Source organism: Rhodopirellula islandica, from assembly GCF_001027925.1.
In the GTDB taxonomy this organism is placed as follows: Bacteria; Planctomycetota; Planctomycetia; order Pirellulales; family Pirellulaceae; genus Rhodopirellula; species Rhodopirellula islandica.
In genome coordinates, this window is record NZ_LECT01000013.1 from 52,252 (window position 1) to 64,388 (window position 12,137).

Sequence of the window (12,137 nt, forward strand, 5' to 3'; positions counted from 1 at the left end):
ACGATCCATGAAATCACACTCCCGCCCCCTCAGCGATCATCGATGGTGGGAAACCGGGGTGATCTACCAGATCTACCCGCGTTCATTTCAAGATCGCGATGGCGATGGGGTCGGTGACCTGGCGGGAATCGAGACGCGGCTGGATCACCTGGTGACACTGGGGATCGATGCGATTTGGCTGTCGCCGATCTACCCGTCCCCGATGGCGGACTTCGGCTACGACGTGGCCGACTACTGCGACATCGATCCGATCTTCGGGGATCTCGATGCCTTCGATCGGTTGCTGGCGGCAATCCACTCGAGAGGGCTCAAGCTGCTGCTGGATTTCGTTCCCAACCATTCCTCGGACCAACATCCCTGGTTTGTCGAAAGCCGTTCTGCTCGCGACCATCCCAAACGGGACTGGTACATTTGGCGTGACCCATCGCCCGGCGGCGGACCACCCAACAACTGGGTCAGTGATTTTGGTGGCTCGTCCTGGCAGTGGGACGAGGCGACGCAGCAATACTACCTGCACGCGTTTCTCCCGCAGCAACCCGATCTCAATTGGCGGCACCCGGAACTGCGTCCGGCGATGATGCAGGTGCTGCGATTCTGGCTGGATCGCGGCGTCGATGGATTCCGCATCGACGTGTTGTGGCACATCATCAAAGACGCGGGTCTCCCCGACAATCCTCTCAACCCAAACTGGACGCCCGACCAAACTCAGCGCGATCGGTTGATCCAATTGCACTCGACCGATCAACCCGAAGCTCACCAGATCGCCGCCGAGTTCCGAGCCTTGGCCGACTCCTATGGCGACCGCGTCCTGATCGGCGAGATCTGTTTGCCAGACGATCGTCTCGCCCGCTGGTTCGGCACCCAGGATCAACCTCAAGTCCATTTCCCGGTCAACTTTCACCTGATCGAAAGCGAATGGAAGGCGGACTCCCTGTGCCGGATGATCGCCAACTACGAACAGTCCCTCCCGGCATTTGGTTGGCCCAATTGGGTCCTGGGCAGTCACGATGCACCTCGCATCGCCGCCCGACTGGGAGAGGCCCAATCCCCAGTGGCCGCCATGCTGTTGCTGACCCTTCGCGGCACACCGACGCTCTACCAAGGCGATGAGATCGGGATTGGCGAAGTGACCATTCCTCGCGATCGAGTTCGTGACCCGCAGGATCTTCGGCAACCCGAATTGGGGATCGGTCGCGATCGTTCCCGCACACCAATGCGGTGGGACGCTTCCGCTCACGCCGGATTCAGCACCGTCGATCCTTGGCTTCCGCTGGGTGACGATTGGCGGACGCGGAATGTTGCCGCGCAAGCTCGGGACCCTCAATCGCTTCTGTCTCTGTACCAAACATTGCTCTCACTGCGGCGAAGCCACCCGGCACTTGTGATCGGCGACCTCGTGCACCTGGATTCCGCCAACGACGTGCTCTGCTTTGAGCGACAGCATGGCGAGGAACGACTGTGGATCGCACTGAATCTCAGCGACCAACCCCAGCCCATGCCCAGGCCACAAGAAGCTGCCCAAGCGACCTCCCTGTTCACGCTTCTGTGCTCAACATCAAAACCTCGTCCGCTGGACGGCACGCTGGCGCCCAACGAAGGTCTCCTCCTGCAACGAAGAAAGCAATCCTAGAATGCGAATCGCAATGCTGGCCCCCATCGCGTGGCGAACTCCACCGAAGGCCTACGGCCCGTGGGAACTCGTCACCAGCATGTTGACAGAGGCCCTTGTGGCGAGAGGGGTGGACGTGACTCTGTTCGCCACGCTCGACAGCCAAACGTCGGGGAAGCTCGATGGCGTGGTCCCCGCACCCTACGGCGACGACCCATCGATCGACGCAAAGGTCTGGGAGTTTCGGCATCTGGCTCATCTGTTTGAACAAGCCGACCAGTTCGACTTGATCCACAACCAAGCGGACTTTCCCGCCCACGCCTTCGCCCGGATGATCGACACGCCGATCGTCACCACCATTCATGGATTCTCATCCGACCGCATCCTGCCGATGTATCAAGCGTTCCAGGACGTGGTTCACTACGTCGCGATCAGCGATGCCGATCGGCATCCCAGTTTGCGGTACGCCGCCACCATCCATCATGGCATTCCCATTGATCAGTTTCCGTTTCAGCCAAAGCTCAGCGATGACCTGCTGTTCTTTGGCCGCATCCATCCTGACAAAGGTGCGGCGGAAGCGATCGCGGTGGCACGCCGCAGCGGACGCCCGCTGCACATGTACGGCCTCATTCAAGACCACCAGTACCATGAAACGCATGTCGTGCCAGCCGATGATGGCGTGCACATGACCTACCATGGGGTGGTCGGTGGGAAGCAACGACTGGACGCCTTGGGCAATGCGAGAGCGTTGTTGCACCTGATCAACTTTGACGAACCATTTGGTCTGTCGGTGATCGAAGCGATGGCCTGCGGAACACCCGTGATTGCCACCCGGCGCGGATCGATGCCCGAGCTGATTGAACACGGCGTCACTGGTTTCCTGGTCGACAACTTGGAAGAAGCGAACCAAGCGATTGAGCGAATCGACGAGATCGATCGAGCCACCGTTCGCCGAGCGGTCGCGGAACGTTTCTCCATCGACCGCATGGCCGACGCCTACCAAGCCCTCTACCACCGCATCAGCAACCCCATCGTGGCCTAGGCTTCCAGCCTGGGTTGCGTCCGTCATTCACCACCCGGCACAACTCTCGCCCCCGCTCCCACTCGCGTCAGAGGTCGTGCAGTTTCTGAATGATCTGTTGCGTCTGAACCGCAAAGGGATGTGTCTTGGACTCTGGGGCGATCGCGTCCAAGTCAGCAACGGCGGCCGCGATCGCTTCACGCTCTGCCTCTGTGTCACCGCTGCGTCGTCGAATTTCGGCAAGACTTCGGAACAGCAACGCTCGCCAACATCGATGGGGCATGCTACTGGGTGATGCATCGACCAACGACGACTGAATCGCAATTGCCTTTTCGAGGCGTTCCAGTTCCAAAGCAAAGTCGCCATCCGAACGAGCGAGGCTCGATAGCTTGTGCAAAATGTGAACTTCGGAGATGGCGAACAGTTGTGTCTTGGGATTGCTCGACCGCAGCGGTTGCAATTCCGCCAGCGCTTCGTGAAGTCGCTCGTCCGCTTCGTTGATCAATCGTTTCGAACCGAACTGCCGTCGCAGATTCACGCTGGAGAGCACCTCGACCAAGGCGAACCGGACTCGGGAATCGTCTGGATTTTGAATCAGTCGATCCCGCAAAATTTCGGTGGCTGACAGAAGCTCCGACTGCCGAATCGCTGGCCGCTTTGCGCGACGTGATTTGGCGAGATGAATCCGCGCTCGCAGCACAGCAACTTCACTCGCGTCATGCAAAGGGATTGTCAATTCACTCAACAGCAACTCGGCCGCTGACAATCGCTCACGGGCGATTCGTGATTCAACCGGCGACCCCCATTCATCGCGGCGACGCTGAGGCGGCGGCTCACCGAGCGCCACATACGCAGACGCTAGTTGCAGTTTCAACCGATCGTCTGGATCGGTGACCGCTTCCCCGAACTGGATCGCCATGCCATAGGCTTTGTCGGAATGGGCGTCGTCCAACTTCAGGGCGTGGACTTTGCCGAGCTCGTTGTGCAAACGGGCGAGCAGCATTCGCTTCTCATTCGTTGGCAAACCAGCCAGGTCACCCCGTGTCCCCAAGAGTTCAATGCTTTGGTCGAGGGTGTTGATTGCAGCGTCGGTCTGCCCGAGTTGTCGTTGAATCTGTGACAACCGAAGGCTCGCTTCCACCATTTGTCGAACGATGTCGGGCCGAGTCGGCGACTGGTTGGCAAGCCGTTCGTACAGGGGTTGAATGTTTTCCAACACGCTTGCAGCATGCGGCGATGGATTCAGCAGAAACGGTGCCGAATCCAATTCCCCCAGATCCATGTCTCCGATCGCTGAGCCTGGAGTAGAGACCACCTCCACCACGCCATCCAACGACTGCAGCGCGAGATCGACCGTTTGCTCGGATCGCGCAAGTGCCTCGCTGGTTCGCTTGTTGGCGGCCGATGTCATCGCAAACCCGACCGACGACGCGACCGTTGCGGCCAGCATCGACGCGATGGCGATGCCGGTCACACCAGCCAGCTTCGGGTTGCGGCGACACCAACGAACCAGTCTCTGGAACGCCGTTGTTCGTCGAGCAAGGATCGGCTCGTCTTGCAAAAAACGCTTCAGATCGTCACGCAAATCAGACGCCGATGGATACCGATGGGCCGGCTCAGGATTGATCGCTTTGGCGACAATCGTCTGCAGGTCCATGGGAACATCGGCGCGAACATCCCTCCATGGCTTGATGAGCTGAAGCTTCACCGCCTCCGGCAGTTGCTGCTGGGTCAGGCCTTCAAAAGCAGGTGTGCCCGCCAGCATTTCGTAGAGCGTCAATCCAACGCCGTACACGTCGGACCGCTCATCCGATTGCCCTTGAAAACGTTCCGGTGCCATGTAGCGAGGACTCCCGCTGAGTGCCTGCGTCATGGTCGGATCGTCCCGAGTGTTTCGGGCCAGTCCAAAGTCGGTCAGTTGCGCGACCCCCTCTTCATCGAGCAGAATGTTGGCGGGCTTCACGTCGCGATGCAACACGCCATTTCCATGCGCGTAAGCCAGTCCGTCAGCAATCTGGGCGGCGATCTCAGCTGCGGTGCGACAGTCGAAAGGCGGTCCCTCTGCCGTGATCCGTTTATCAAGCGACTCGCCTCGAATCAGTTGCATCACCAAATACTGCGTTCCATCGCATTGCCCCGTCCCGAAGATGGGCACAATGTTCGAATGATGCATCGCCGCTGCCGTGCTGGCTTCGCGATGAAAACTTTGCAACGCATCGTCGGTCAGCAAAGACTGTTTGGGCAGAACCTTGATCGCAACACGACGCCCGAGCGACTCTTGTTCGGCTTCGTAAACAATCCCCATCCCCCCACGACCAATTTCGCGGACGAGACGAAAATCACCGAGTCTTTCGATCGTCCGTCCCGCGAGCGTCGCTCGTCCATCGCTTTCAGCTTGCTGGTCAACCTTGACCTTTTCGACCGAGAGCACCAATGGAAAGACGCGCCGAATGGGCTCGCTCAGTTCGGGATGGCGAATCGCATATTCCTCGACCGTCGGTCGATCACCATTGCGATACCGTGCCACGAAATCACTGGCCAGGATATCAACCGTTGCGTAGGTGTCGTCGTCGATCGATTCAGGAAGTTGCATGCGGTGTCAAAGAAAAGGTGAATGCGAAGGCCCTGACTGGACAACATCGACAAATTGTAACAAGCACGTCTCATTCACAACCAAAGTGTTAAACAGGTCGACAGGAATGAAGACTCCTGTCGACCTGCTTAGCGAGGAATTCGGTGTCACTGTCCCAAGCGTCCGCCCGGCCGCTGTCCCCCGCCCGTTCGTCCTTGACCTCCCTGACGCGAGTTGCCACGACCACCCGGGAAGTGACTTCGTCCGTTGACCATGCCAGCCGATTCATCTTCGTCTCGCCAAACCGTGAACTCCTGTTGCACCGACTTGCACCAGCCTTTCTCTTTGTTGCACGCGAAGTATTGGATCTTCACCAAAAGGGGTTCGCCCTCGTCCCAGCCCTTCACATCAACTAAAAACTCACGCGGCTCATTATCGGATTCGACTTCCAGACGCTGAGCATGCCCCGTTGCAGGTGAGACCGTTGCACCTTCGACGACGATCTTGTACTCCGGTGGACTGGCAAGGTTGTTCCAGCTTGCTCCCAACACTGGGTCCTGGCGAAACCCAAGGTACAGCTTCCCCGTCCCGGTCTCGATCAAGGATTGGTCGGCTTCCGGGCGAAGTTTCGCATAACGGTTGGACGAATTGAAATCGATCGAGCGCAAGGCAGAGACGGGATTGCTTTTCCCGCCGGACTCGACACGCAACGGAACAGCTTTGCCTTCCACACTCACCCGCTCCACCAGCATTTCGCTTGTGGGAGTGAGGTGGCGTTCGAAACGAGGAAGGTTCAATTCCTCGACGGTCGTCAGTGTCTCCGGCTTGCCGACCAACGCCTCCAACGATTCGCGAAGACTTGATCCCCGTGCCCAGGAACTACGAGTCACCACTTTGCCGGATTGATCAAACACAAACTGAGAGTTGGGAGTCAGAGCGAAATACGATTTCAACGGGTTGTCGATCGGATCGGTCAACCATGGGACTTGGGTCTGCAAAAGATCCTGAGCGTGTTCGACTTGAGCAAATCGTTCCTCGATCGAAGACGGCTGCACAAATCCCCAATTCTCCGGATGGGTCAGGGATTGGTACAGAAAGTAGAAGTCGACGCCTCGGCCTTGAAAGTCGCGAGCGACCGCTTCAATCTCAGGATAGGAATTTCGGAATTCAGGACATGTCAAACAGCCACCGACGATCACGGTGTACTTCGATTGAAAGATGCGATTGACTGGCACCAACTCTCGATCGACGTTGTAGACGGAGAGGCTCTCCGGCAATTCGGCCCCGACCGGAAACCGTTCGTTGAACTCGGTATCACGCGGACGAACGCGATCACGAGGCCGACCGCCCTGGGAGACTTGCCCACCACGCTGCCCCCCGCCTTGACCGCGTCCCAGACCATCACGCCCCTGACCACCACGACCTTCGCCCATTCCACGCTGGCTCATTCCGCGCTGGCCCATTCCGCGTTCACCGGCACCGCGTTGGCCCGCCTCCCGCTGACCAGCTCCGCGGGGGCTCGCTTGCGCGGGCGTGTTCACCGGAGCGTCGTCGGTCGGATTGAGTTGGTTGCGTTGAAACTGCGACGCCAGCACGAGTCGTTCGGATGAATCAAGCGATCCATCTTGGTCGGCGTCGGCAACTGAAAATGCTTTGTGCATGTGCTCGGGTAACTCCGACTTGCTGAGCAAGCCGTCCTTGTCGTCATCAAAGTCCATGAGCTGTTCGGCAAACGCAGCATTCGCTTGAGCCGGATCGCCACCGCGACCTCCGCCACCACCACCAGGTCCACCCCCACCAGGTCCACCCCCACCAGGTCCGCCACCACCAGGTCCGCCACCAAGTCCACCGGCAGATCGGCCACCGCCAGGCTGGCCACCTTGCATTGCCCCCCGTGGTCCACCGCGACCTTGTCCTTGACGATCCGATTGCCCGCCGGCACCCGACGGTCGAAATTCTTCGACGGTCAGCTTTCCATCGCGATTGCGGTCCAGCTTTCGCAGCGCAGCGGCCGCACCTTCGATTTCTTGCGACGACAGTTCCTCATCCCCATCCACATCGAAGATACGAAGCATCGGCGGGATCGATTGCGTTCCGGGCTGCGAGTCGGGACGCCCCATTCCTTGCCCACGCCCGCCTCCCATGCCTCCGCCTTGCCGTCCGCCGCCCTGTCCGGGGCGACCACCTGGAGGCTGCGCGTTGACATGTGATTCGCTCAGCAACATAGCCAACGCACAGAAAACAGTGAGCAGTGACAAACGCTTCATGATGGGGCCCGTGGAAGGATCAGTGGAGGAGGGTTCACAGACTGAAACCCCACCGCGAGGCCGCTTCTACAGGTAAAACGAAAAAAGTTTGAAATGAGAGCGGCTGGTGTCGCTCGCTTCACCAGAAAGATCACCAGTCGGCCACAAGCGGTTGATCAAACCACCCCGCACGGACGAGCATTCACAGTTGCTCCAGCACCGACCGCAACCGTTCCAACGCTCGCACGTAACGAATGCTGGCTGCTTTCGGCGTGATCCCAAGCTCGATCGCCACCTCTTGGTTGGTCAGTTCCTCAAAGTGACGCAGCGCCACGACTTCGCGATCCATGTCGCTCATCTCACTCAGGGCCGACCGCACCTCCGCAATCAATTCAACCTTCACTGCCGCCTGGCTGGGGGAAGTGAGATGAGCCATGAAACGTTGCGAAAGACACAGCGATGTGTTGCCCCAAGGATTGTCGTTGCCCGGATTGGATTCACGCAACGTCGAGCGTGATTCGGTGGCCAGATGGCGGCGATGAACCCGACTCAGCGTCTGCCCGGCGACCAGTCGGAGCCACAGAAAGAGGGACGGGAAATCGCCCTGGATGTAGTGTTCGAGCCGTTTTTCGGCATCCAGGTAAACGTCCTGCAAAACATCGTCGGCATCCACACGTGCACGAATCTGATCGCTGAGCCGAAAATGAATGATCTGCCACAACCGGGCGCGATGGCGCGCAAACGCATCGGCAAACAGCGACAAATTGCCATGTTTGAGTTGCTGTTCGATCTCTCCGACGTCAATATTCACAAAAATGGCGTGGCAGCTGTAGATGTCTGCAACCGTTGGGGTTTCTAACCATGAGGAAGTTGCACCGCCCATTGTATCCAAGGCTGATCCTGATGAAACCAACTCTCGCCATCCCCACGTTTGTGCTGTTCGCCGCATCGATCATCTTGCCCAATGCGGCACTTCACGCGGAAAACTCGCCCACGAAAAAGAACATCGTGATCTTGTTGGCCGACGACCTTGGCTGGGGCGATGTTGGATTCCACGGAGGGACCGCTGACACCCCGAACATTGATTCCCTGGCCAAAGACGGTGTGCGACTCAACCGCTTCTACGCCTACCCGGCCTGCAGCCCCGCCCGGGCAGCGATGCTGACCGGCCGATTCCCACACCGCTATGGAATCTCCGGCCCCGTGCGACCTCGCGACGAGGGGTTGCCGACCAGCGAGAAACTGCTCCCCGCTGTGTTTCAAAAGGCGGGCTATGAAACCAGCTTGATTGGAAAGTGGCACCTCGGCCTGGCTGGCGAAGAAGCCCATCCCAACCGCCGAGGCTTCGACCACTTCTACGGCTTCCTCGATGCTTCAATTGACTACTACCAACACACTGCAGGTCGAGGGCAGCTGGATTGGCAACGCAATGGAACCACGCTTGAAGAGGAAGGCTACTCCACCGACTTGCTGACCGCGGAAGCCGTGCGTCAGATCGGAAACCAACGCTCGGGGAAACCGTTCTGCATCGTCGTTTCCTTCAACGCGCCCCACTCGCCCTTTCAAGCTCCCCAAAACTTGATCGCAAAGTACCAAGGGCGATCCAACGAACGCGAAGCGACCTACGCCGCCATGGTCGATTCGATGGACCAAGGCATCGGGCGAATTCTCGATGCCATCGACGATCAACAACTTCGAGAGGAAACAATCGTCGTGTTCGCATCGGACAACGGTGCGGCTCGAGCTGGAACGAACGAACCGTTTCGTGGGCAGAAACGACAAATCTACGAGGGTGGAATTCATGTCCCTTGTGTCATCCGTGCTCCTGGCATTCTGAAAGCTGGAACCGAGAGTGAACAGCTCACCGCCATCCACGATCTCTTCCCCACACTCGCAGCAGCCACAGGAGTCACCATCCCGTCAGCGAAACCGCTCGACGGCACCAACCTCTGGCCACAACTGGTCGGTGGCAAGTCAACTTCGCGGACCATCGTGATTGCCGAAAACGACCATGCCCTCCTTCAAGACGATTGGAAACTCATCCAATTCGCGACGGGTGAGACGGAGCTGTTCCATTTGCGGACCGATCCAACGGAGTCTCAAAACAGGGCCGACTCGGATCCCCAAGTCGCCTCCCAATTGCGATCCAAGCTGGCTCAGTACCAAGGGATCGTCCAAACGGATGCACCGTCCCAAGCTGCCAACCCGTCACCTGCGGCGGAGCATGACACGACGAAGGTGTTGATCGCCACCGCGACAGAAGACTTGCAAGAAGGAGAATCGCTCTCGACGGCAACGATCCTTGGGGATGCCAAGTACGGGGTGCTGGGTGATCCGCGTGTGGAATCCAATGGGCGCGGCATCCGCTTGCTTTCCAGCGAAGATGTCGATGGCAACGGTATCTTTGCCAGCGAAGTGTCACTGACCAGCGACGAGGTCTCGGCCGACCAACGCTGGTATCGATTCTACATCTCTGGGCTCGCCCAAGACCACTTTGCCGTTGAACAAGACGAACTGTATCTGAAGGTCGAGTTCTTCCAAAAGAATGGCACCGACTCTTTGGACCTGATCAAAGAGCGAATCTACCCACAGGTCTTAAGAGAACGAGAAGACTTCTTTGACAAAGACACCAACGAAAGTCTCGGTCACGCAACTTGGCGAACCTACGCCATGGACTTTCGAACGCCGTTTGCGGAAGTCGACACCCTGAAGCTGAGTGTGGGTTTCGCCAACGGAAAAGCCCTCGAGGGAAAATCCGAGTTCTGGGTCAATTCGATGGACCTCCGCCCCATCGATGCCCCCGCGAACTACCAAGCGGCCAAGCCCACCCTTCAAGACTTTCCACAACCGGATGAATCGACTTTGATCGCCCTTGGCGGTCGTTGGTACTTCGCGCCGAAAGACGGCCAACGCAACGTCCCCAAGCAGTTCGACCACACCAACGCCGAACAACTGCTCTACAAGACGGATCGCTACCACGCCCCGTTCGCCGGCAACATGAGTTCGTGGTTGCGTGCCGGATACCTCGATTTCAATGGCGACGAAGTCACGAAAGACGAGCACAAACCCTACGCGGTCATCGTCACCTTCACCGACGAACATCTCGTCATCCGAAGCCGCAATCTGCCGAATCACCCCACCGCAACGTTCCCGGATCGCTGGCGAATGCTCGATGGAAACCCGTCGTACATCCAAGAACAAGCGAACACGTGGCACATTCCGTTGGAACCGAAGCGTGATCCAGACGCCATTGCGATGGATGAAAAGAACTCCAATCAAGCCCTCCCGATGGGAGCGATCGGTGTCGCAACCAACGGCGTGATCTTCTTCAATCCCTTTGACCATATCTTTGAAACCGATGCGGTTTGGAGACTCGATCGTTGTTGCGGTCACCCCAGCCCTCGACAACAGTATCACTATCACAAGTATCCGGTCTGCGTGAAGACTCCATGGTGCGACGAAGGGCAGTCTCACTCCGGCGTGATTGGATTCGCTTTCGACGGGTTCCCTGTTTACGGTCCCTACGAATCAAAAGGCTTGCTCGCCAAAGACGATTCAAAGAACCCACTCAACGACTTCAATCTTCACGAAGACCCTGACCGTGGTCCTCACTATCACGTCACGCCCGGCGAATACCCCCACATCATCGGCGGGTACTGGGGAAAGATCGACGCGAACAATCGCCCGGGACGAAGGTGAGCTGGCAAAACCACCCACCCCCGGAAAGCTCGCTGAACGCTCGCTTTCCGCCCCCTCCCGTTTCAACGGGCGTGCCGTTTGACTTCCCTCTCCCTTGGGAGGGCACAGACAAACACCTGGCAATACAAGACTTCAAAACGGCACGCCCCCAGCGAAGGCAGGGTCAAAAACAAGTTTTCAGCGACCATCCACAGGCGACCTGAACCGCACTAAATCAAACCGCTAACGACGGATAACCAGGAAGCCTTTGACATCGCGAGGAAAGAGCCGATGTTCAAGGGCTTTGTTCAACAGGCCATGAAGCGCAGCGGCGAAGTCGGGCGGTATTGAAACAGACAATCTTTCCTTGCCGCCAAGTTGCGGCTTCCATTGTCCAGCCTTTGGAATGGAACTTATGAGCGACGGTCTCAGTCTCAAATTTGCATGCGGTTTGGTTCAACGTCGATTTCAAACCACTGCTAGCGATTACTCGATCGGAATCGCTAAGCAGGTCGGCAGGAATGATCGGGCATCATCATATGAGCCGTTTGGGCGTTAGCCCCGGTTGCAAGTGGGAGCAACAACGCTAACCGAAACTGGCCAAATGCCGAAAGACTCCTGCCGACCTGCTTGGCCTCCGGTTTAATCCCTTGTTTCTTCACCCCAGCGTTTCATTGGGCCGGGGCTCGGGCCGAGGTGGATGTGCAAAGTCACAACCCGCCGCATCAGCAAGGCCCCACGTAATCTGACTCGCAACGGCTTGTTGATTTTGTTGGTAGGTTGGCCACTCTTGGCCGACATCCAAAACTCCGACGGGCAAGAGTGCCTTTTTATACCCCACATCTTCTGGGAGCCGTTTGCGTTGTAAGTACAGGCGTTTTGAAGCCAAACATCCCTTGCCCAAGAACCATTAAGCAGGTACGCAGGTGTCATCGGGTATGTGAGCCGTTGGCGTTAGCCACGGTTTTCACGCACAACCGGGGCTAACGCCCAAACGGCTCACATGATTGT

Annotated in this window: 6 protein-coding genes; 3 read left to right on the forward strand and 3 right to left on the reverse strand. The window is 58.0% G+C overall.

The features are described from left to right. Positions 1-7: 7 nt before the first annotated feature. Complete coding sequence (locus tag RISK_RS05275; RefSeq protein ID WP_047813225.1) at positions 8-1,630, forward strand: alpha-amylase family glycosyl hydrolase; 1,623 nt, start codon at positions 8-10, stop codon at positions 1,628-1,630. Between the two features lies 1 nt (position 1,631). Next, a complete protein-coding gene (locus tag RISK_RS05280; RefSeq protein WP_047813226.1) occupies positions 1,632-2,651 on the forward strand; it encodes a glycosyltransferase family 4 protein in 1,020 nt (339 codons plus the stop codon). 67 nt (positions 2,652-2,718) lie between these two features. Here RISK_RS05280 and RISK_RS05285 read toward each other — a convergent pair whose 3' ends face one another. The 3 genes from RISK_RS05285 to RISK_RS05295 form a co-directional block, all read right to left on the reverse strand. After that, positions 2,719-5,223 carry a serine/threonine-protein kinase gene (locus tag RISK_RS05285; protein ID WP_047813227.1) on the reverse strand — a complete coding sequence of 835 codons (2,505 nt, stop codon included), beginning with the start codon at positions 5,221-5,223 and terminating at the stop codon, positions 2,719-2,721. A 146-nt stretch (positions 5,224-5,369) separates the two neighbouring features. Next, complete coding sequence (locus tag RISK_RS32775) at positions 5,370-7,469, reverse strand: EF-hand domain-containing protein (RefSeq protein WP_083434796.1); 2,100 nt, start codon at positions 7,467-7,469, stop codon at positions 5,370-5,372. A gap of 181 nt (positions 7,470-7,650) precedes the next feature. After that, positions 7,651-8,397: a sigma-70 family RNA polymerase sigma factor gene (locus RISK_RS05295; RefSeq protein WP_315852636.1), complete on the reverse strand. Its 747-nt coding sequence runs from the start codon at positions 8,395-8,397 to the stop codon at positions 7,651-7,653. On the opposite strand from RISK_RS05295, the gene RISK_RS05300 reads away from it, so the two are divergent. Further along, entirely contained in the window at positions 8,352-11,147 is a 2,796-nt protein-coding gene (locus RISK_RS05300) for a sulfatase-like hydrolase/transferase (RefSeq protein ID WP_047813228.1), read from the forward strand. The two genes, RISK_RS05295 and RISK_RS05300, sit on opposite strands and share 46 nt — an antisense overlap. Positions 11,148-12,137: the final 990 nt, after the last annotated feature.

Coding starts and splice junctions, on each gene's coding strand:
- RISK_RS05300 (WP_047813228.1), top strand. CDS start 8,352: ATGAAACCAACTCTCGCCATCCCCACGTTTGTGCTGTTCGCCGCATCG.
- RISK_RS05280 (WP_047813226.1), top strand. CDS start 1,632: ATGCGAATCGCAATGCTGGCCCCCATCGCGTGGCGAACTCCACCGAAG.
- RISK_RS05275 (WP_047813225.1), top strand. CDS start 8: ATGAAATCACACTCCCGCCCCCTCAGCGATCATCGATGGTGGGAAACC.
- RISK_RS05295 (WP_315852636.1), bottom strand. CDS start 8,397: ATGCGGCGAACAGCACAAACGTGGGGATGGCGAGAGTTGGTTTCATCA.
- RISK_RS32775 (WP_083434796.1), bottom strand. CDS start 7,469: ATGAAGCGTTTGTCACTGCTCACTGTTTTCTGTGCGTTGGCTATGTTG.
- RISK_RS05285 (WP_047813227.1), bottom strand. CDS start 5,223: ATGCAACTTCCTGAATCGATCGACGACGACACCTACGCAACGGTTGAT.